The organism is Niveispirillum sp. BGYR6, from assembly GCF_027568365.1.
Lineage (GTDB): Bacteria > Pseudomonadota > Alphaproteobacteria > Azospirillales > Azospirillaceae > Niveispirillum.
In genome coordinates this window covers 35,273-56,331 of sequence record NZ_JANLNL010000009.1, presented here as the reverse complement: position 1 = coordinate 56,331, position 21,059 = coordinate 35,273, and the positions used below count along the sequence as shown (strand labels likewise).

At 64.0% G+C, this 21,059-nt stretch carries 15 protein-coding genes; 7 read left to right on the top strand and 8 right to left on the bottom strand.

Annotated elements, in window-relative coordinates; translation table 11 throughout:
* Positions 1–9: 9 nt before the first annotated feature.
* The 4 genes from PCJ49_RS17775 to def form a co-directional block, all read right to left on the bottom strand.
* Positions 10–4,983: an alpha-2-macroglobulin gene (locus PCJ49_RS17775; RefSeq protein WP_269912115.1), complete on the bottom strand. Its 4,974-nt coding sequence runs from the start codon at positions 4,981–4,983 to the stop codon at positions 10–12.
* A gap of 227 nt (positions 4,984–5,210) precedes the next feature.
* Entirely contained in the window at positions 5,211–5,762 is a 552-nt protein-coding gene (locus PCJ49_RS17770; protein ID WP_269912114.1) for a hypothetical protein, read from the bottom strand.
* Between the two features lie 19 nt (positions 5,763–5,781).
* A complete protein-coding gene (locus PCJ49_RS17765) occupies positions 5,782–6,498 on the bottom strand; it encodes a COQ9 family protein (RefSeq protein WP_269912113.1) in 717 nt (238 codons plus the stop codon).
* A 23-nt stretch (positions 6,499–6,521) separates the two neighbouring features.
* Entirely contained in the window at positions 6,522–7,076 is a 555-nt protein-coding gene (gene def, locus PCJ49_RS17760; RefSeq protein WP_269912112.1) for a peptide deformylase, read from the bottom strand.
* A gap of 200 nt (positions 7,077–7,276) precedes the next feature.
* Here def and pstS point away from each other — a divergent pair, with 200 nt between their 5' ends.
* From pstS to rpsU, 5 genes are all read left to right on the top strand, one after another.
* Positions 7,277–8,332 carry a phosphate ABC transporter substrate-binding protein PstS gene (pstS, locus tag PCJ49_RS17755; RefSeq protein WP_269912111.1) on the top strand — a complete coding sequence of 352 codons (1,056 nt, stop codon included), beginning with the start codon at positions 7,277–7,279 and terminating at the stop codon, positions 8,330–8,332.
* Positions 8,333–8,439: 107 nt separating this feature from the next.
* Positions 8,440–9,414 (top strand): phosphate ABC transporter permease subunit PstC, encoded by a 975-nt coding sequence (pstC, locus tag PCJ49_RS17750; RefSeq protein ID WP_269912110.1) that lies wholly within the window; start codon positions 8,440–8,442, stop codon positions 9,412–9,414.
* A 3-nt stretch (positions 9,415–9,417) separates the two neighbouring features.
* Positions 9,418–10,269 (top strand): phosphate ABC transporter permease PstA, encoded by an 852-nt coding sequence (gene pstA, locus PCJ49_RS17745; protein ID WP_269912109.1) that lies wholly within the window; start codon positions 9,418–9,420, stop codon positions 10,267–10,269.
* 20 nt (positions 10,270–10,289) lie between these two features.
* Positions 10,290–11,075, top strand: coding sequence for a phosphate ABC transporter ATP-binding protein PstB (gene pstB / locus PCJ49_RS17740; RefSeq protein WP_347710440.1), 786 nt, complete (start codon positions 10,290–10,292; stop codon positions 11,073–11,075).
* Positions 11,076–11,304: 229 nt separating this feature from the next.
* Positions 11,305–11,508, top strand: a complete 204-nt coding sequence (rpsU, locus tag PCJ49_RS17735) for a 30S ribosomal protein S21 (RefSeq protein WP_089286057.1) — start codon at positions 11,305–11,307, stop codon at positions 11,506–11,508.
* Between the two features lie 403 nt (positions 11,509–11,911).
* On the opposite strand, the gene PCJ49_RS17730 is transcribed toward rpsU, so the two are convergent.
* The 3 genes from PCJ49_RS17730 to PCJ49_RS17720 all read right to left on the bottom strand — a co-directional run bounded on the left by PCJ49_RS17730 (position 11,912) and on the right by PCJ49_RS17720 (position 16,200).
* Complete coding sequence (locus PCJ49_RS17730) at positions 11,912–14,218, bottom strand: TonB-dependent receptor (protein ID WP_269912108.1); 2,307 nt, start codon at positions 14,216–14,218, stop codon at positions 11,912–11,914.
* 154 nt (positions 14,219–14,372) lie between these two features.
* Positions 14,373–14,753 carry an HNH endonuclease signature motif containing protein gene (locus PCJ49_RS17725; RefSeq protein ID WP_269912107.1) on the bottom strand — a complete coding sequence of 127 codons (381 nt, stop codon included), beginning with the start codon at positions 14,751–14,753 and terminating at the stop codon, positions 14,373–14,375.
* A 340-nt stretch (positions 14,754–15,093) separates the two neighbouring features.
* Positions 15,094–16,200: a DUF3089 domain-containing protein gene (locus PCJ49_RS17720; RefSeq protein ID WP_269912106.1), complete on the bottom strand. Its 1,107-nt coding sequence runs from the start codon at positions 16,198–16,200 to the stop codon at positions 15,094–15,096.
* A gap of 265 nt (positions 16,201–16,465) precedes the next feature.
* On the opposite strand from PCJ49_RS17720, the gene PCJ49_RS17715 reads away from it, so the two are divergent.
* Together PCJ49_RS17715 and PCJ49_RS17710 are read left to right on the top strand one after the other, a co-directional pair.
* Positions 16,466–17,944, top strand: coding sequence for an NAD(P)/FAD-dependent oxidoreductase (locus PCJ49_RS17715; protein WP_269912105.1), 1,479 nt, complete (start codon positions 16,466–16,468; stop codon positions 17,942–17,944).
* 107 nt (positions 17,945–18,051) lie between these two features.
* The gene (locus PCJ49_RS17710) at positions 18,052–20,340 is read left to right on the top strand and encodes a TonB-dependent receptor (RefSeq protein WP_269912104.1); all 2,289 of its coding nucleotides are present in this window, start codon (positions 18,052–18,054) and stop codon (positions 20,338–20,340) included.
* Between the two features lie 48 nt (positions 20,341–20,388).
* Here the strand turns inward: PCJ49_RS17710 and PCJ49_RS17705 are convergent, their stop codons facing one another.
* Positions 20,389–21,048, bottom strand: coding sequence for a superoxide dismutase (locus PCJ49_RS17705; protein ID WP_269912243.1), 660 nt, complete (start codon positions 21,046–21,048; stop codon positions 20,389–20,391).
* Positions 21,049–21,059 lie beyond the last annotated feature (11 nt).

Below are 21,059 nucleotides of genomic sequence, written 5' to 3'. Positions count from 1 at the left end.
GCCTTTTCTTCACTCCGCAATCTCCAGCCGGCCCATCGCCGTGCGGGCCTTGATCTTGGGCAGGTACATATGTTCGGCCACTACTGCCGGCATGGCGAAGGAACCGGGCGTCACCGCCCGCACCGCATAGGCAATGCGGAAGCCCCATTTGCCGTTCAGGCGGGCACCGTTGGGGCCGAATGCCAACTCGGTATCCTCATAGGTGGGCAGGGACAGAGCAGCGACGAAACGGTCATCGCGACCTTCGGCGATGTTGGTGGAAGAAATCCGGCCCAGCCAGCCATAGCCGGCCTGTTCCGGCCGGATCACGCCTTCCACCTCCAGCCCGGCGGGCAACAGATCCAGCAGGGCATAATCGCCGCTGGCCTGCGCCTCTTCGGCACTGCCTTCCAGCACCACGATGATGCGGTCATTCTGCTTCACCTGGGACAGGTCCAGCTTTTCGCCCGTCATGCTGAAGAAGGATTTGGTGATGCTGATGCCCGATGCCTGTGCCGGTACCGGCTCCACCGGCACGCCTTCCACCGACAGGGTACGGTAAAGCCCCGTTTCCCCCTGATTGGCAACCACCAGCCCGGTGCGCAGCCGTTCCAGCGACACCGGCAGGGAAACCGGGTCGCCGGCCCCTGCCGGCTTGCCATCCACCGTCACCGCCAGCTTGGCATTCTTGCCGGCCAGGGCGGATGCGGCGCGCAGCATCCAGGCCTTTTCCTGGGTGTTGGTCTCCTCCGCCCGCGTGTCAAACAACCGGGCCGTGTCCAGCAGGGCCGGCACGGCCGCCCCCCGCCCATCCAGCGCCAGCAGGGAGGCAATGGCATAGGTGTCACGCAGCCGGCTGCCATAGGCATCGGTGCGGGCCGGCAGGTTGGCTTTCTTGCCGGTACGGCGGGCCTGTTCCAGCGCCTGCTGGTCGGCCTCCGCCTTTGCCGCCCATTGCGCCAACTGCTTGCGGGCGGTGTCAAACGCCTGCCCGGCGCGTGCCCGTTCGCCCACGGCATCCAGGGCGGCAGCCAGATGGGCCGAGGCCAGGGCCTGATCCGGCATCCGGCTGTCATGGAAATAACGCAGGTCGCCGGCATTGGCCTGCCCCTTGCGGGCCAGTACCCAGGCGGCATAGGCCTGCACTTCCGCCGGATAGGAGCGGGTGGTGGCCCCGGTCAGCCATTGCCGGCCCAGCGCCAAGGCATCCCCCGGCACCACATAGCCCTGATCAGCGGCCAGGTTCAGGAAATCGAGCGCAAAAACCGACAGCCACGGATTGGCCGCATCGCCATACTGGCCCCACATGCGGAAACCGCCTTCAGGGTCTTGCATGGTCAGCACACGGTCGATGGCATCCTGAATACGGTCGCCAATGGCCTTGTCCTGCTTCGCCTCCGTCAGCAGGGCCAGATCGTTGAACCAGAGCAACGGCATGGCGCGGCTGACCGTCTGTTCCAGGCAGCCGAACGGGTACCGGTCCAGCCAGCGCAACATGCCGGGCACATCCATGCCCTGCCAGCGGGAGATGGAGAGCGCCACCTTTTCCGTTCCGGGTATCAACCCTTCCAACAGGTCGGGCGGCAGGTTGGAAACCTCCCCCGGTGCCAGGGTGGCCACCATTTCGCGCGTCACCGGCAATTGCGGCGGGCGCACCTGGATCGGCCAGCTCCGCTGTACCTGGAAGCCGCCCGGCCCGCTGACAGCCAGCGTCACCGTGCCGATGCCGGCTGTGGTCCCCGTCAGCGGCACGGTGAAGACCTGCCGCTGACCGGCGGCCAGAGTGATCTCCCGCGTTTGCTCGCCGCCGGAAACGGCATCCTTGGCGGTGATGGTCAGGCGATAGGGGCCCGGCTGGCCTTCCACATTATGCAGCAGCACCGTCGCCCGCCCCTGGTCGGCCGGCGACAGGAAGCGCGGCAGGATCAGTTCCGCCACCACCGGGTCACGCACGGTCAGGCGTTTTTCGGCCGAGCCCAGCTTGGTCGCATCCCAGGCCACGGCCATCAGGCGCAATTCACCCTGGAAATCCGGGATATCCAGCGAAATGGTCGCCTTGCCATCACCATCCAGCTCAACAATGCCGGAGAACAGGGCCACGGTGCGGGTGGGCACCACATCCAGCCCCTTGCCGCCGAACCCGTCACCACCCTGGTCATCGCCCTGGCCCTGGGCGCGGATCAGGCGGCCATAATCATCGCGCATGGCAACGCCCAGCTCGCGCTTGGCCAGATAATAATCCTGCGGCTTGGGCGTGGGGAAGCGGGTCAGTTGCAAAATGCCCTGATCCACCGCCGCCAGGGTGAGATAGGCCGACTTGCCGGCCCCCTTCACCGTGACCGGCACCTTGATGGACTGGCGCGGCAGGATCTTGTCCGGCGTGCCGATGGCCACATCCAGGGTGCGGCGGGCCGGGTCCAACCCCAGCCAGGCCACCCCCACGGCGCGCACCGGGGCATGGCCCAGATCGGCCGTCAGCGGACGGTAGAGCGTGACCAGGGCATAGGCGCCCGGCCCCCAATCGGCCCCGATGGGGATATCCACATCCGCCCCACCCGCCGGGACGCTGACGCTGCGGGTTTCATGCACGGTTTCATTGGCGATGACGATCAGCGCCTCACCCGCCGCTTCGCTGTCAATGCGCAGGCGAGCCGTGTCGCCGGGCTTATACCCGGCGCGGTCGGCGGCCAGCTTCAGCCGGTCGGGCCGGTCCGGCCCGCTTTCACCATACCAGCCGCTGTAAAAGTCGAGAGAGGTGGCCGCACCACTGGCGGCATCGGTGACGATCAGGCGGTAGCTGCCCCAACTGACATTCTGGGCCAGACTGGCCGGCTTGTCGGTGCCGATATCCAGCGCCCCGCTGGCAATCACCTTTTCCCGTGGCACGCGCTGATATTTCCAGGTGCCGCCGCTGCGGAACCATTGCCAGGTCGACGTATCCTTGACCAGCCGCCAGGACAGGCCCTTGGCGGCCACCGCTGTGCCCGCCTCATCCACCGCGATCACATCGAAACCGGCCTCCGCCCCTTCCGGCACCGCATCCTGAAAGCGGGGGCGGATGCCGATGCTGACCGGGGTGACCGGCACCGGCACATAAACCTGTTCCGATGTGGCGCGGCCCCCCGGCTCCCGGATGGCGACGGAAATCGCCGCGCGCAGCGGCTGGGTGCCCAGCGGGCCGGCGGGCAGCGACCCCGTGACCACAGTATCGCCCTTGGCGTCGGTATTATCGACCGACAGGTCCACCGGCTCCACATCAAACCGGTCGGCTTGGATGCCCCAGGTGAAGCCCTTATGGGCCGGGAAGGGGGCCGGGTCCGGCTCCAGCGTCAGGCGCGCTTCACCGGCCAGATCGGCACCGGGCGCGCCATAAAGGAAGCGGGCATTGACATTCAGGCTCAGCTCCCCGCCCAGGGCCAGCCGTTCCGGCTTGTTATTGATGGCCAGCGCCAGCCGCTGCGGCACGAAATCCTGCACCTGGAAGCGCACGGAACCCACCGCCGGCCCTTCCGGATCGGCATGGGCGGTGGCTTCCCACTGGCCCCGGCTGGCACTGACCGGCAGCACCACGGACAGGCTGCCCGCCGCCCCGCCCTTGTCGGCCAGATCGAAGCGCTGATGTTCCTTGCCGTCGGGGCGGCGGATGCGGATGGTCAGGTGCCGGCCCGGCAAGGCCGTCGCCTCCCGATCACGCAGCAATGCTGTCAGTTGCACCGTCTCGCCCGGGCGATAGATGCCGCGTTCGGTATAAAGGAAGGCATCGACAGCGGCAGAGGGGCGGCGGCCCTCTACGCCGCGATCGGACAGGTCGAAGCCGGGCCGACGCAAATCCAGAAAATTGAAATCGCCATCATTCTGATAGGCCATGACCATGACGGGGGCCATGCCGCCGTCGCCGCGCAGCAGCCCGGCATCAAAGCGCACCAGCCCCTTGGCGTCCGTGCGCGCCTCCCCCAGCACCTCATTATTGCGGGCGATCAGGGACAGGCGCACGCCGGCCAGCGGCTTGGCGCTGCCCAGCGACCGGACGGAGAGCGTCAACCCATCATCACCGCGAAAGCTGGTCAGCCCCAGATCGGACTGCACCACCCATTGCCCCGCCTGCGGGCGATAGCTGTCGGAGTAATAATATTCATCCTCCCCGTCATTGCGGGGCGCATCGGGGTTGCGCGCGGTCAGCAGATAGGCGCCGGGTTCGCGTTTGCCGATGGCATCGGCCAGCGGGAACAAGGTGGTGACGGCGGTATTGCGCGGCCCCTTCACCGCCACTTCGCCCTGCCAGATCAGCTTGCCCGTATCCTCCCCCACCTCCCGCGCGGCATAGGGATAGAAGGTGCGTTCATCGACGAAATCCTGCCGCATCCGGGCCAGCATCCGGTCGCCGACGCGGTAGAGCTTCACCTCCAGCCGGTCGACATTGACGGTGGTGATGGGCAGGCCATCGCCCATTTCGCGCGGCAGGATGAAGCCCTGGCCCAGCGCCACCGCCGGTGCGCGGTCGGACAGGCTGACGGTGACATTCTGATCATCGGCCAGCTTGGCCCCATCAGCCGCCGGCAGGCCGGCGCGCAAGGTCACCTCATGCTCCGCCCCAAAGGCCAGACCGGACAGGCAGAGCTTCGGCCCATCGACCCGGAAACCGGTCGTCACCCCCTGGGGCAGTTGCACATAATCGGCATAATTGACGGCACGGGTGCTGTTCAGGGGGCGGTTGAACACCAGGCAGGCCTCCGCCACCGCATTGGCGGATTCGGTGGACAGGCGGGCAAAACGGAAGGCGGGGGAATCGGGCACCCGCTGGCTGCTGACGGTCAGCGGCCGCGAATCGGGCGCTGTCGTTCTGGCCGGTTCAGCGGGCGATGCGGCAGGGGGTGCGCTGGTCCCGGTGGCCACCACGCCCCCCCGTTCCCCTGCCGATCCCAGCCAATGGGCAACGCCCCAACCGGCAACACCCAACAGAATGACGGTGACGGCCGCCAGGGCCATCTGCATCAAGGACCGCATGTTTTCCCATCCCCCGGATAAGCGTGGCCACAGAGTGCCAAGCCCATTATGGCGACACAACGGTCAGTGGTGCAAACGAAGGAGGTACTTCTTCAGATAGAGGTATGCCCAAGTGACGGGAGAAACCCGGAACTGGGTATACCTAAGCCCGTGCGGCGTTTGAGCATTTTGCCGAATTTATTCGGTACTTGGGTATATAAGGCGGAGCACACTGAAGGTGCGGACGCTCACCCAGGCATCGTTTGTTGTTCCGCCAATTTCTTCACCCCGGCCAGCATACGGCGCCGAATAAAGCCGCTGGCGGGGCGGATGGCGATCCAGTAAGGCCGCAGACGCCGCCGGGTCGCATCATCGGGACAAAAAATCTGCGTGCGGGTGACCAGCCGTGTGGCCCCACCGGGCAGCGGCTGCGCATCAAAACTCATCACCAGTTTGGCGACACCCGGCTGGGCGAAAGCCTGGAAGGCCGGACCATCGGCAATGGCTTCCAGGCCGAAATCCAGGCGCCAGAAGCGCCCGACAAGACCATAAGCCAATTGCCGTTCCGTGCGTTCCAGCCGGGTGAAATCCTTCAATCCGAAAGCGGCGGCCGGCTTGGCCGTCTGTGCAAACAGCCGGTCGGGCAATTGACGCAGCCAGATCAGGCCACGGGTGAAGATATCGTCACCCGTTTCCATCCGTTCAACAGCGTCCAGAATGGTGGCGGGTGCGCTGTTGATCAGAATGTCGTGACATTCCGTGAACTGATAGGCGGTCAGGTATTTCGCCGCTAATGCCATGTCTGATCCCCCCAACCGTTCAATGGCTGAAGGCACCGCGCAGATGGCGCATGAAGCGGGCCGGCGAGGGCAGATGCACCAGCAGGTCGCCGGCCTTGCCGCTGCTGCCCTTCACCTTGGCGATGCCCTGGCCCACCCGCATCACATCGGCAATGCGGCGGTCCAGGAAGGCCCAGCTGTCGGCATGGCCTTCCGAGGCATCATCCAGCCAGTAAAGTGCCGTGGAGCTGACCACGCCGGAGAGCAGTAGCCGCTTGGTGTAGAAATTGAAATCGTTGGACTGGTCGCCCACCGCCTTCCACACCGCATCCACCGTGGCATAGAGCAGGCGCGGGGCCAGGGGCAGGCCATGGGGCATGGCCAGCAGGGCGGCCGCCCGGCGCAGCGCCTCCTTATGGGGTGTCAGAATCTCCAGCCGGGTGCGCACGGCCAGCGCCACACGCTGGCGCACCTTCAGGGCCGACAGGTCGGTGGTGGCCAGCTTTGCCGCCATCTGCCGGTTGGCCCAGTCAGCCAGATGGGCCACCACCTGCAAGGGGCCTTCGGGGAAGGCGGCTTCGGCCTCCCGCGGGTCGAACCCGGCCTGTTCAGCCCCCCGGCGCATGGCGGCCGGTGTCCAGCCGTCAAAGGTCACATCGGGCAGCATGGCCAGCAGGATGGCATCCCGGCGGGCCTGCAATTCGGCCGTAACACCCGCCAGCGGCGATTCCCCGGCCGTCGTCTCAGTATTGGTCATGGCATTCGGCTCCAGCGCGGGATTCAGCCCTTCAAGGCATCTGCCGTGAAATGGACCATTTCCTCGGTAAAGGTCAACTTGCCCAGATCGGGCATCCGATCGAGATAGAGCACACCATCCAGATGATCCAGCTCATGCTGGATGACGCGGGCATGGGTGCCCGTCGCTTCCCGCTCCACCAGATCGCCATCCAGATCGTACCCACGATAACGGATACGGACATGGCGTGGCACAATGCCGCGCAGGCCGGGGATGGAGAGACACCCCTCCCACCCCAGCTTTTTTTCATCTGTCAGGGCGACAAATTCCGGGTTGATCAGCACCTGATTGCCCAGCGCCGTGTCACCCTCGGCCCCGCTGGCCCGTTCCGCCGGAACGCGGAAAACGATGATGCGCTGGCTGACATCCACCTGCGGGGCGGCCAGCCCGATGCCGGGGGCCGCCAGCATCGTTTCAATCATATCGCCTGCAAGCCGTTGGATTTCTTCCGGGAAAGGCAAACCGGGCCGCACCGGCAGCGCCGTGGCAACGGTGCGCAAGGTGGGATGGCCCATGCGGATGATCGGCAGGATGGCCAAGATGCAGGCTCCAGCACTAAGGGGATGGGGGCAGAAATAGTGCCCCGCCACCGCCCGCCGCGCAAGCCACCGCAGGGCCTGGAAACGCCCCGCCCAAATGACAATCACATTAAAGAATGTTTAGGCAAAGGTCACCGAAAGGAAACATTGCGGTCCTACATGAAGCCCTGTTCCCCCTTGTTTCATCCTGGAGAATTTCCATGGGCATCATGTCGCGTTTCCTGGCGGCGCCGGTCCTGGCGGCGCTGGTCGGGTTCGGCATTGCCGGGGTTGCCCCCGCCGCCGATATCAGCGGTGCGGGCGCCACCTTCCCCTATCCCGTCTATGCCAAATGGGCCGACAGCTACAAGAAGGAGACGGGGACCGGTCTCAATTACCAGTCCATCGGTTCCGGTGGCGGGATCAAGCAGATCAAGGCGAAGACCGTGACCTTCGGCGCCTCCGACGCCCCCCTGAAGGAGGAGGAGCTGAAACAGGATGCGCTGGTGCAATGGCCGATGATCATGGGCGGTGCCGTGCCGGCCATCAATGTGCCGGGGCTGAACCCCGGTGAACTGACCCTGGATGGCCCGACGCTGGCCCGCATCTATCTGGGGGAAATCACCAAATGGAATGATCCGGCCATCGCCGCCCTGAACAAGGGCGTGAAGCTGCCCAGCACCGCCATCGCCGTGGTTTACCGTTCCGATGGGTCGGGCACCAATTTCCTGTTCACCAACTACCTGTCCAAGGTGAGCAAGGATTTTGACGGCAAGGTCGGGGCTGCCGCCTCCGTGCAATGGCCGACCGGTATCGGTGCCAAGGGCAATGAAGGCGTTGCCAACATGGTCAAGCAGACCGCCGGTGCCATTGGTTATGTGGAATATGCCTATGTGAAACAGAACCACATGAACTATGCCGGGCTGATCAATGCCGCCGGCAAGAAGGTGCAGCCGGAGGCCAAGAGCTTCCAGGCCGCCGCCGCCAATGCCGACTGGGCCCATACGCCGGGCTATGCCGTCATCCTGACCAACCAGCCCGGTGCCGAAAGCTGGCCGATCACCGGTGCCAGCTTCATCCTGATGCGTGAGAAGGTGGAAGACCCGGCCGCCGCTGCCGAGGCGCTGAAATTCTTCGACTGGGCCTACAAGAAGGGCGGCAAGGAGGCTGAGGCGCTGGATTATGTGCCGATGCCCGCCAGCGTCGCCGACATGGTGCGCAAGACCTGGGCCGAGCATATCAAGGATGCCAATGGCAAGCCGGTCCATGCCGGCTGAACCGCTGTTGCGGACATCTTGATTGCAAAGGGTTTTCGGGGGTGGGCCGCTGCCACGGCTCACCCCCGGCCTTGTACCCACCCCATTGGCAGCGGGGAGCGGCAGCCATGGCCGATCTGATCATTGCCGCGCCGGCGGCGACCCTGTCCCGTGCAGGACGCTATCAGCGCCAGGACCGGTATTTCCAATGGCTGACGGGCGGTTTCGCCCTGTTTGTGCTGTTGCTGCTGGGCGGCATCGTGCTGTCCATTCTGGATGGGGCCTGGCCGGCCCTGCGCCAGTTCGGTTTCGGCTTTCTGGTCACCGAGACCTGGAACCCGGTGACCGAAAAATTCGGCGCGCTGGCGCCGATCTTCGGCACCCTGGTCACCTCCATCATCGCCATGCTGGTGGGGGTGCCGCTAGGGTTCGGCATTGCCGTGTTTCTCACCGAACGCTGCCCGCCGGTGCTGAAACGCCCGCTGGGCATTGCGGTGGAACTGCTGGCCGGCATCCCCTCCATCATCTATGGCATCTGGGGCCTGTTCGTGCTGGCGCCCTTCCTGCAGCACCATGTGCAGCCCTTCCTGATCGACACGCTGGGGGAATTGCCCTGGATCGGTGCCCTGTTCCAGGGGCCGCCCTATGGCATCGGCGTGCTGACGGCGGGGCTGATCCTGGGCATCATGGTGCTGCCCTTCATCACCGCCATCACCCGTGACGTGTTCGACACGGTGCCGCCCCTGCTGCGCGAAAGCGCCTATGGGCTGGGCTGCACCACCTGGGAAGTGGTGTGGAACGTGGTGCTGCCCTATACGCGGGCCGGCGTGGTCGGCGGCATCATGCTGGGGCTGGGCCGGGCGCTGGGGGAGACGATGGCCGTCACCTTCGTCATCGGCAATGCCCACCGGATTTCCGGGTCGTTGCTGGCCCCCGGCACCACCATTTCCGCCGCCATTGCCAATGAATTTACCGAGGCGACAGGGGATCTCTACACCTCTTCCCTGATCGCGCTGGGCTTGCTGCTGTTCGTCATCACCTTTGGCGTGCTGACGGCGGCCCGGCTGATGCTGCGGCATCTGGAACGCCGGCGGGGGGCCTGAGCCATGCAACATAATTCGCTCTATCTGCGTCGCCGCATCATCAATGCCATCATGATGGGACTGGCCATAACGGCCACCCTGATCGGGCTGGTCTGGCTGCTGCTGATCCTGGGGATGCTGGTGGTCAAGGGGGCCGGCGCCCTCAACCTGGCCCTGTTCACCCAGATGACACCGCCGCCGGGATCGGCCGACGGTGGCCTGCTGAATGCCATTTTCGGCAGCCTGGCCATGAGCCTGATGGCCATGCTGATCGGCCTGCCGGTGGGGCTGCTGGCCGGCACCTGGCTGGCCGAATATGGCCGGAAGCAACCCCTGGCGGAACTGGTCCGCTTCGTCAATGACGTGCTGCTGAGCGCGCCCAGCATCATCATCGGCCTGTTCATCTATGAAGTGCTGGTGCTGCGCATGGGCCATTTCTCCGCCTGGGCCGGTGCCTGCGCCCTGGCGGTGATCGTGGTGCCGGTAGTGGTGCGTACCACGGAGGATATGCTGCGGCTGGTGCCCGACACGATCCGGGAGGCCGCCGCCGCCCTGGGCGCGCCGCGCTGGAAGGTGATCACCCTGATCTCCTATCGCGCAGCGCGGTCGGGGCTGGTGACGGGCGGGCTGCTGGCCTTTGCCCGCATCAGCGGGGAAACCGCCCCGCTGCTGTTCACCGCGCTGAACAACCAGTTCTGGTCCACCGACCTGAACGCCCCCCTGGCCAACCTGCCCGTCACCATCTTCCAGTTCGCGCTCAGCCCCTATGAGGGGTGGCAGCAACTGGCCTGGGCCGGATCGCTGCTGATCACCATCGTCATACTGGCCCTGAACATCCTCGCCCGCGCGCTGTCCGCCGGCGGAAAGGGAAAATGATGCAACAGACAAGCCTGCAGATGGCGGCCCCCGCCCTGGCCACCGGTGCCCCCAACGCCAAGGTCAGCATCCGCCGCCTGAACTTCCATTACGGTAGCTTTCATGCGCTGCGGGACATTAATCTGGACCTGCGGGAACGGGAGGTGACGGCCTTCATCGGCGCCTCCGGTTCCGGCAAATCCACCCTGCTGCGGGTGCTGAACCGCATCCATGATCTTTATCCCGGCCAGCGGGCGGAAGGGGAGGTGCTGCTGGATGGGCAGAATATCCTGTCCCCCCGGCAAGATCCCAACCTGCTGCGCGCGCGGGTGGGCATGGTGTTCCAGAAGCCCACGCCCTTCCCCATGAGCATCCATGACAATATCGCCTTTGGCATCAAGCTTTATGAACGGCTGGGCCGGACGGAGCTGGAGGCGCGGGTGGAACAGGCGCTGCGCGATGCCGCCCTGTGGGACGAGGTGAAGGATAAGCTGCAGCAATCCGGCCTGTCCCTTTCCGGCGGGCAGCAGCAGCGGCTGTGCATTGCGCGGGCCATCGCCACCCGCCCCGCCGTGCTGCTGCTGGATGAACCGACCAGCGCCCTGGACCCGATCTCCACCGCCAAATGCGAGGAGTTGATCGACCAGTTGAAGGACCGCTATACTATCGCCATCGTCACCCATAACATGCAGCAGGCCACGCGAATCAGCGACTGGACCGCCTTCATGCATCTGGGTGAATTGGTGGAATTCGGCGATACGGAGCAGGTTTTCACCCGCCCCCGCGAGCGCCGGACAGAGGATTACGTCACCGGCCGCTTCGGCTGAACCGCAGAAAACCGGCTTTCACCCCCCGCATGTCGGCCATTCCGCATGAATCTGACGGGGAACCGCCGCAAGCCCTTCACAAGCGCGGCGGGCATGTGTATAACCCCGCCGACTGGATCGGGCGATGGCACGACCTGAAAGGGTTCCCATTGCCGTTTCTTTCTATGATCAACCCTATCGCGTGACGCCGGCTTGCCGGATGAGCGCATCCATTGGAGTGGAAAGTCCCGTGCAAGTTCTGGTTCGTGATAACAACGTCGATCAGGCCCTGCGCGCGCTGAAGAAGAAGATGCAGCGTGAGGGCATCTTCCGCGAAATGAAGCTGCGCCGCAATTACGAGAAGCCGTCAGAGAAGCGCGCCCGCGAGAAGGCTGAAGCCATCCGCCGTTCGCGCAAGCTGCTGCGCAAGCGTCTGGAGCGCGAGGGCTACTAATAGCCCTTGCGGGTTCCGCCCGCTTGAATTCGTAGCGAAGTTATTCGCATACGGGATTGATCGCCGCCCAGGAATTTTCCGGGGCGGCTTTTGGTCTTTCTGGGGTGGGTGTATCGATTGGGGCGGAAGAGCGGTTGGCTGATCCTCATCCCCCCACCGTCACCCATGACGCGGCCGCCCATAGGGGCGCTAAGTTAATCTCTTGCACCGACCTGCTTTCCCCGCGAAAGCGGGGATCCAGGGGCCGCAAGAACCACGTTTCAGTGCCCTTGGCCCCTGGACCCCCGCTTTCGCGGGGGAGGCAAGGAAGGTACTAACCGCTAACTTAGCGCCTATGGGCCGCAGTATGGGTGACGGTTGAAGAGATCGGGGCGGCAACGTCACCGTCACCGCCCCCTCCCCTTTAGAACTTCACCGCGAAACTCACCCCCCATTCGCGGGGGCGGCCGTAACTGACCTCTGCCAGGCCGAACGCGGCACTGGCATTGCCGGAGACGAAATAGCGCCGGTCGGTCAGGTTGGTGACAAAGGCCGCCGCCGTCCAGCCATCATCGGCCGAGGTGTAGGTCAGCCGGGCATTGGCGATGCCATAGCCGTCCTGGGCGATCAGGGCGGTATTGGCGACGTCGTTATAGAATTTGCTGTAGGCGGACAGGTCACCACGCAGGGCCAGTGAACTGTCATCGGGCAGGATATAGGTATATTGCACCCCGGTGGAGACGGTCCATTTTGGCGTCTTCACGAATTTGGCCGCCTTGGTGATGGGCAGAATCTGTGTCGGCCCCAGGCCGGACCCCACCTCATCATAAGAGGCATCGGTGTAACCGACGGCCAGATCGAAATCCAAACCCTTGGCCGGGCGCGCCCGAACCTCCAGCTCCCCGCCCTTGATGGTGCCCTTGGCGGCATTGGCCACGAAGTTGCGCGGGGTCTGGTTCACCGTCAGCTGGATATTGTCATATTTCGACAGATAGGCAGCGGCGTTCAGGATCAGCCGGTTATCGAACCAGCCGGTCTTGGCCCCCGCCTCATAGGTCCAGATGGTTTCCGGCTCATACTGCGTCACTTCCGAGGCATCGACCAGCGGCCGGGCATTGAACCCGCCGCTCTTGAAGCCCTTGCCGGCGGAGGCATAGAGCAGCACATCGCGGGTCGCCTTATATTCCAGCCCGGCCTTGGGCGTGAAGGCGTTCCACTTACTGGAACGCTGCACGTCGGTGAAGATCACATTGTCGCGCTGACGCTGGTTGAAGACGGAAATCCACTTCTTGTCCTGGTTCCAGCGGGCACCCAGCGTGACGCTCAGCTCATCGGTCAGCTTCACATTGCCCTGGCCAAAGGCGGCATAAGAGCTGTTGTCGATATCATTGCGAATCCGGGTGGCCGGCGACAAGGGCGGCCCCAGCGGCGGCCAGAGGCCCATGGCCAGATCGGCCCGCGCCTTGTCGCTGCCTTCCTCCTTGAAGTAATAGAGCCCGCCCACCCAGGTGACGCGGCCATCGAAACTGTCACCGCTGACCTGCAGTTCCTGGCTGAACTGCCATTGATCATCATCATTGTAGGTTTCGCGGTACACAAAGGGCGTGTTGTCGCCATCACGGCCAAACACGGCCGCCAGCTTGCGATAGGCGGTGATGCTCTTGATCTCCGCCCCGCCGACATCCCAGCTCAACGTGCCAGCCACGCCCCACAGGTCCAGATCATTGACATTGGGGCCGGTGCCCCAGCTGGTGAAGGGGCTGTCGGTGACAAAGGAACTGTTCAGCGTGCGCTGGCCATTGGGCGCCACCACCCCGCGCGACGGGGCCACCAGCTGGTTATAATTGGTCAGGAACGGCACACCGGTCAGGCCCGGTGCGGGGGCCACGGCCAGCAGCTTGTTTGGCGCGGAATGTTCGCGCGCGCGAGTCACATCGCCAACGATATGAAAGGTAACATTTTCCGCCAGTTCGGCCTGCATCTGCAGCCGGGCGCTGTCGGCATTGCGATTGCCCATATCCTGCCCATCGGACAGCCGCTTGGCATAGCCGTCGCGGTTGAGGGAGGAGGCGGAAATCCGGGTCAGCAGCTTGCCATCGGCCAGCGGCACATTCAGCGTGCCCTTGGCATCGAACCGGTTGAAGCGGCCGCCTGTCAGTTCCACCCGGCCGCTGAAATCTTCCGTCGGGCGCTGGGTAGTGATCAGCACGGCACCGCCGATGGTGTTCTTGCCGAACAGCGTGCCCTGCGGCCCGCGCAGCACCTCCACGCTTTGCAGATCGACCGCATCCATGATGCCGCCGATGGATCGGGCATAATAAACCCCGTCCACATAGAAGCCGACGCCCGGATCGCTGAAAATGGCAAAGTCATTCTGGCCGATACCGCGAATGAAGACGGTGGCATTGTAATTACCACCGGACAAGGCGGCCGCCCCATCGAAGCGGATATTGGGGGTGAATTTGGCAATGTTATCCAGCGTATCGACATTGCGCGTTTCCAGCGCTTCCGCCGTGAAGGCAGTCACGGCCACCGGGGTGGCCTGAATCGATTCCGACCGGCGGCGCGCGGTGACGACAATTTCCTCCAGCGCGCCCTGGTCGGCCTGCTGCGCGCCCACCGGGGCAGCACTGGCCAGGGCCAGACCCAGAATAATCGCCTTGCGGGACGCCGTGGCAGACGTACGCGCACCACCCCCCACCGGCGGGCGCCGATGTTGCCAACTGAGCATGATGATCCTCCCTGGACCCTGTTTCTTAATTCAGGCCTCGGCGAGCCAACCCCTACGACTGGCCCGTTATTTTTGCATAACCATCATGCTTCATTACTATTTTGCCTGCAATGGGGTTTGTCGCGACCCGATAGATCGCTCCCATAAGTGTGGCTTATTTGTCCCGGTAGCGCTTGCCGGCCTTCACATGATCCTTGGCGCGGAAGGTGATGGCGGTGAATTCCGGCGGCTTGCGCGCCACCCAGCGGATGAAGTCGGCAATGTCGGGATGGGCCCGCAGGGCATCCAGCGTGTTATATTGCCGCGCCAGTTCCTTTTCCGACAGTTCGGCGTGGATCTTACGATGGCAGACCCGGTGCAGCATCACCGTGTCGCGCCCGCCCTGGCTGCGTGGCAGCAGGTGATGGGCATCCACGCTGGGGCCATCCAGCATGGGCCGCCCGCACAGGCCACAAGGCCCAAGCTCTCGTGCCGCCGGGGCGGCACGGGGGCGGGGCAGCAGATCGGGCGGCGGCAGGGGCTTCAGGCGGTCCATAGGGCTGATACTGGATCGCCCGGACCGCCCGTCAAGGGGAAGCTTATATATGCTTGCAATGATCGGACCCTCTGGTTTCGATCATTGCCCTCAAACGCCGGCGCCAACTGCGCTGTGATGAGAACCCGTCTGAAAGGTTTTCATTTATTATCAACACATTGATAGATTCTCACCGTCACCCCGGCGAAGGCCGGGGTCCAGGATCACAAGCAATGTGCTCTACGAAACTGGACCCCGGCCGCAGCATGGGTGACGGTGATATTGAAAATCAAAGCATGTAATGCACTGAAATCAAAAAACTTTCTGACGGACACTGAGTGGAACTCATCACAGCGCAGTATTATTTCCCCGCCACTTGCTTCAGGAACGTATCCACCCGCAGCTTCACATTGGCGCGGATATCGGCATAGAACAGGCCGTAATCATGATAATGCATGGACCCGCCGGGCAAAGGCTGCAGGTCCAGCGCCGCCGCCGGCTCCACAATCAATTCCCCCCGGTCACACCGCGCGGCCACGGATTTGACCTTCAAGGGCTGCAAGCCCCCCTCCCCCGGTGCGCCGGGCACGGCACCCAGCGCCTTGTCGGCCGTTGCGGCGGGCTGGTCGGCATCGAAGGTGATGGGATTGATGCAGAGAAGCTGCTTGCCGGCATCATCACCATGGCGCTGCACATAGCGGCGTTCGGCCATGGGCAGGATTACGTCCAGATTGGCGGTCGGCAACAGCGCGTTCCAGGCCACCACGCAATGGGTCTGTGCCGGCTTGGCGCAGATTTGCAGGTTCTTGTAAGTCTTGGGGAAATCACCCACCGACAGGTTCACGCCGATAATATAGGCGGCCACCATGCGGCCCTTCAGCGGCGTGCCATCAATCCGGCTTTCCAGCAGCCGCATCAGGTGAAAGCTGCCCTGGCTGTGGCTGGCCAGGATGAAGGGGCGGCCATTATTATAATGGGTCAGGTAATAATCGAAGGCGCGTTCGACATCGCTGGTGGCCAGATCGAACGCCTTGCCACCATCGCCATCCATGCTGGTGAAGGACAGGGTGGAACCCTGGCGGTAACGCGGGGCGAAAATCCGGCAGCAGCCATTGAACACACCGGCCTGCCGGGCAATTACGCTGGCATCGGTCCAGTCATTGGCCGCCTTGTCGGCAATATCCTGGTTCCAGCGATCCTTGGAGCGATAGGTGGTGGGGTGGACATAGAACACATCCACCACCGCATCCTTGGCCAGGGGCGTGGCCCCCGCCGGCAGGGCCGCCGCAGCGCCCAACCCATTGGGACCGGCGGCCCAGGATTCCGCCTTGGCATAATCCGGCACCGGCGGCGGGGTCTGCTGGGCAAAGGGGGGCACCCCATCCGCCGCCTGAACAACATGGGTGGCAACAGTGGCGGCAAACAGGCTGATCCCGGCGGCCAGCAGGCGGGCGAAGGCTTGGTTCATGACAATCCCCGGCATGATATTGCCCAGCCTTAACACGGGCGCGGCGCGGGTGCGCTTGTGCGGTGGGGCGGGCGACCATCAGGCGGTTGCCCCCGCCCCGACAAAAGTTGACACAAAATACACAATTCGACACATATCAATAAAAACTGATAATATTTACCCATCCACCAAATGGACAAGAAATATATCAAGCCTTCATTTCCAATGAAATTGGGATGAACCTTCTGGTCAATAAAGAAACAATCCCGGATCAGAGGCTGACATCATGTTCACAAGACGCGGATTCTTTGCCGCCACGGCAGCGCTTTCCCTGGCGCCCCGGGTCGCCTTTGCGGAGGAACAGGCCGATATCATCATCATCGGCGCCGGCCTTTCCGGCCTGAATGCCGCGCTGATTCTGCGCGAACAGGGCCTGCGCCCCATCGTGCTGGAAGCGGGCGCCCAGGTGGGCGGCCGGGTGCGCACCCACCAGACGGCCGATGGACCCATCGATGTCGGGGCCAGCCAGATCGGCCGTTCCTACGCCCGTGTGCTGGACGCCTGCTGGCGCTACAAGCTGAAACTGATCCCGGAAGACCGCGACCTGCTGACCTTCGGCACGCATTACAAGGGCAGCTGGATCGATGCGGCGAGCTGGGAGAGCAACCCGCTGAACCAATGCATCGGCGAGGAACGCAAGATCGCGCCCATGATGATGGGCTCCCGTCTGGTGGGGAAATATAACCCGCTGAAAGAGCTGGATGATTGGCTGAACCCCGCCTTCGCCGATCAGGATATCAGCCTGCGCACCCTGTTGCAGCGCCATGGTCACAGCGCGCAGGCCATTGAACTGGCCGCCCTGTCGGCCCCCGGCATCAGCATCGACGATACCTCCGTGCTGCGCATGTGGCAGGAGGAAACGCGCGGCGCGCTGGACCGGAAGTTCGGCGGCCCGGCCAGCGGGCAGGAAGCCACCAAGCTGCACCCGTTTGGCGAACAGCATCGCCGCGATCTGGTCAATGGCCTGACCTCCACCTCCAATATCGACGGCGGCTGTCACCTGCTGCCGGCCGCCATGGCCGCCGATCTGGGCGATGCGGTGCGGCTGAACAAGCAGGTGACCGCCATTGAGCTGACGGACACATCCGGCAGCGTGCGCTGTGCCGATGGCAGCCGCTACAAGGCCCGCTTCATCATCTCCGCCGTCCCCTTCACCCTGCTGCGCAACGTGGCCATTTCCGGTGCCCCCGGCGGGGCGGCGGCCAAGGCCATTGCCCAGATGCCCTATGCCAATACGGCCCGGCTTTATATGCAGGTGGAGCCGTTCTGGCTGGAGGATGGGTTGCCCCCCTCCTTCAACAGTGACGGGCCGCTGGGCATGTTCTGGGCCATCGATAACCACAAGGGCACCGGCACCCACCGCGCCATGATCGTGATGGTGGGCCAGCGCGCCGCCGCGATCAGCCAGCGCGACCCCGATCAGGTGGTGCCCTTCCTGGTGGAAGAGCTGGCCCGCCTGCGCCCGGCCTCGGCCGGCAAGGTGAAGGTGGCGACCTATAAGGACTGGGCCCGCGACCCGCTGCAACGGGGCTGCGGCTTCAGCCTCGCCCCCGGCCAGATCAACAGTTTCGCGCGCGAGATGAACCAGCCCTGGCAGGTGATGCATTTCGCCGGCGAACACACGCGCCGCAGCGATTTCGGCATGGAATCAGCCATGGAAAGCGGCGAACGCGCCGCCCTGGAAGTGCTGACCCGCGCCGGGTGAGGGGGCGGCGAACAGGAACAGGCACCGGTGCCAAGGGGACGGGTAACCCCGGCAGCGGTCCTTTGAAAACAAAACCAAGCATCAATCAGGAACAGGTAGGGGATAACATGGGACACGCAAAGAAACTCGCCATCGGCACCGCCGCCATGATGCTGTGCGGCAGCCCGGCTTTGGCCCAGCAGGGCCAGGGGGACGATCTGCTGCTGGAAGAGATCGTGGTGACGGCCCGGCTGCGCAGCGAAACGCTGCAAGCCGTACCGCTCTCCATCTCTGCCGTGACGGCAAAGGAGATTGAGCGGGCCGGCATCACCGATATGAGCAGCCTGGCCGGCGCCACCGCCGGCCTGCAAATCGACACCACCGGCGGCAAGACCACCACCACCCCGGTGGTGCGCGGCCTGTCCCAGGTCTCCCGCTCCGATGACGAAAACAACACCCCCGTCTTCATCGATGGCGTTTATGTCTCCGGCCGCGACGGCATCGATGGCAGCCTGCTGGATGTCGAGCGGATCGAGGTGGTGAAGGGCCCGCAAAGCGCGCTCTATGGCCGTAACTCCTATGCCGGCTCCATCAATTACATCACCAAGAAGCCGACCGACACGCCATCCGGCAGTGCCGCTGTCACGGTGGGCGATGAAGGCCGTTTCACCGCCAAGGGTTCCGTTTCCGGCCCGCTGGTGGCGGAAAAGCTGTTTGCCCGGCTGGCCGCCGCCTATGACCAATGGGATGGTTCCTATGGCGACAGCGACCTGAAGATCGGCGGCTATAAATCGCGCTTTGCCTCCGGCGGGCTGCGGCTGGTGCTGGACAGCGGGTTTGAGGCCAATGCCAATATCTATTACTCCAATGATGATATCGGCCCCGCCCCGCAGATCATTTTCGCTGGCAATTGCCAGCGCATTGCCGGGGCGCTGGGGGCCTGGTGCGGTGCCTATCCCGGCGTGAAAGACCCCGATCTCAGCGGTTATGACCGCCGCGCCAAGGGGACGGAGCGGGAAACCATGCGCTCCAGCCTGACCCTGACCCAGGATCTGGACGCCGTGCGCCTTTCCTCCATCACCGGTTACAACCGGCTGGACACGCGCAGCTATACCGACCTCGACCGGCAATATAAGGGCGTGCCTTTCAGCTATACGCTGGCAGGCCAGACCGGCACGGTGAACCTGACGGCGCTGCAGGGCTCCGGCGGCAACAGCTATGATGTCTCCCAGGAATTCCGGGTGGAATCCAGCGATGACGGGCCGTTCCAGTGGATCGTCGGTGGCTCCTATTACGGTTACCGGTTCAACACCGATTCCCCCTATGCCATTGATACCACACCGGTGCCGGCCGGCGCGCGGCTGACCTCTACCGGGGCCATCGCCCTGGCGGCAGGCTTGAAGAACATTCCTGATGCCAGCCTGCAGGACAGTTTCTTCAGCGCCTATTTCAGCCGTAACCGCAAGGAAACGGCGGCCTATGCCGCCTTTGGTGCTGTGCAGTACACCTTTGCCGAGGCGCTGACGGCCCGCGCCGAGCTGCGTCATACGGATGAAACCAAGACGCTGTTCCAATATGGGGCGACCACCACCAAGGTGGACAAGACCTTCAAATATCTGACCCCGCGCTTCACGCTGGATTACAAGGCGGATGACAATCTGCTGTTCTATGCCTCGGCGGCGCGCGGGGCCAAGGCCGGCGGCTTCAACGCCACCGCCCCCACGGCCGACGAACTGCCGTTCGATCCGGAATTCAACTGGACCTATGAGGTGGGGGTGAAAAGCGACCTGCTGGACCGCAAGCTGCGCCTGAACCTCTCCGTCTTTGATGTGGAGATGGAGGGCATCCAGATCACCAACCCGTCCGCCACCTCCCCCACCATTTTCCTGACCAAGAATGCCGGCACCGGCCGCAGCCGGGGCTTTGAGCTGGAAGTAACGGCCAAACCGGTGGAGGGGCTGACGCTGCAGGGCTCCTACGCCTATGCCGACTCTTACTTCGTCAATGCCAAGGATGGCTCGCTGCGCTCCTACCCCAGCTTTGTCAGCAATTACGATGTCTCCGGCAACCCGCTGCCGCGTCAGGCCAAGCATCTGGCCAATGCCAGCATCCAGTATGAAACGGCGCTGACAGCAGCGCTGGATGGCTATATCCGCACCGATATCCAGTATAATTCAAAGAAGAACGGCTTCACCACGCCCGACCTGGGCTATGTCAAGGGCCGCACGCTGGTGAATGCCAAGGTGGGCCTGATCTATGATCAGGTGGAGGCATCCTTCTGGGTGCGCAACCTGTTCAACAATGACACGCCGGTGCTGGCGCAATCCGCCCTGATCCTGAACACACTGGGCCGCCAGCCGGTGGCCCTGCTGCCCGAGCTGCGCAGCTTTGGGGCGACGGTCAGTTACAAGTTCTGATGATCGGGCGGGCGGCTGTCCCTATGGGCAGCCGCCCGCCGCTTCATATTAAATCAACTCACCCCGGCGGATGGCGGCATAGCGGTCATTCACCGCCTGCCAGTTTACCACATTCCACCAGGCCGCCAGGTAATCCGCCCGACGGTTCTGGTATTTCAGGTAATAGGCGTGTTCCCACACGTCATTGCCCATCAGCACCGCCTTGCCGTCCATCAAGGGCGTATCCTGGTTGGGGCGGGCGACGATCTCCAGCTTGCCGGCTTTGTCGGCGGTGACGAACACCCAGCCGGAGCCGAACTGCTTGGTACCGGCCGCATTGAACGTCTTCTTGAAATCCTCAAACCCGCCCAGATCGCGGGTGATGGCCTCGGCCACCGCCCCGCTGGGCGCGCCGCCGGCCTTGGGCCCCATGATGGACCAGAACATGGCATGGTTGGCATGACCGCCGCCATTATTGCGGATGGCGCTGCGCACCCCTTCGGGTACCTCCGGCAGGCGGCGCAGCAGTTCCGGCAAGGTCAGCGATGCCAGTTGGCTATGCTCCGACAGGGCCTTGTTCAGGTTGGTGACATAGGCCTGATGGTGCTTGTCATGGTGCAGCGACATGGTTTGCGCATCAATATGCGGCTCCAGCGCTTCCGGCGCATAGGGCAAGGGCGGCAGGGAGACGGGGCCGCCCGCAGCCTGGGCAAAGGCCACATGCGGCATCGCCCCGCCAG

Coding starts and splice junctions, on each gene's coding strand:
- PCJ49_RS17775 (WP_269912115.1), bottom strand. CDS start 4,983: ATGCGGTCCTTGATGCAGATGGCCCTGGCGGCCGTCACCGTCATTCTG.
- PCJ49_RS17770 (WP_269912114.1), bottom strand. CDS start 5,762: ATGGCATTAGCGGCGAAATACCTGACCGCCTATCAGTTCACGGAATGT.
- PCJ49_RS17765 (WP_269912113.1), bottom strand. CDS start 6,498: ATGACCAATACTGAGACGACGGCCGGGGAATCGCCGCTGGCGGGTGTT.
- pstS (WP_269912111.1), top strand. CDS start 7,277: ATGGGCATCATGTCGCGTTTCCTGGCGGCGCCGGTCCTGGCGGCGCTG.
- pstC (WP_269912110.1), top strand. CDS start 8,440: ATGGCCGATCTGATCATTGCCGCGCCGGCGGCGACCCTGTCCCGTGCA.
- pstA (WP_269912109.1), top strand. CDS start 9,418: ATGCAACATAATTCGCTCTATCTGCGTCGCCGCATCATCAATGCCATC.
- pstB (WP_347710440.1), top strand. CDS start 10,290: ATGGCGGCCCCCGCCCTGGCCACCGGTGCCCCCAACGCCAAGGTCAGC.
- PCJ49_RS17730 (WP_269912108.1), bottom strand. CDS start 14,218: ATGCTCAGTTGGCAACATCGGCGCCCGCCGGTGGGGGGTGGTGCGCGT.
- PCJ49_RS17725 (WP_269912107.1), bottom strand. CDS start 14,753: ATGGACCGCCTGAAGCCCCTGCCGCCGCCCGATCTGCTGCCCCGCCCC.
- PCJ49_RS17720 (WP_269912106.1), bottom strand. CDS start 16,200: ATGAACCAAGCCTTCGCCCGCCTGCTGGCCGCCGGGATCAGCCTGTTT.
- PCJ49_RS17715 (WP_269912105.1), top strand. CDS start 16,466: ATGTTCACAAGACGCGGATTCTTTGCCGCCACGGCAGCGCTTTCCCTG.
- PCJ49_RS17710 (WP_269912104.1), top strand. CDS start 18,052: ATGGGACACGCAAAGAAACTCGCCATCGGCACCGCCGCCATGATGCTG.
- PCJ49_RS17705 (WP_269912243.1), bottom strand. CDS start 21,048: ATGCCGCATGTGGCCTTTGCCCAGGCTGCGGGCGGCCCCGTCTCCCTG.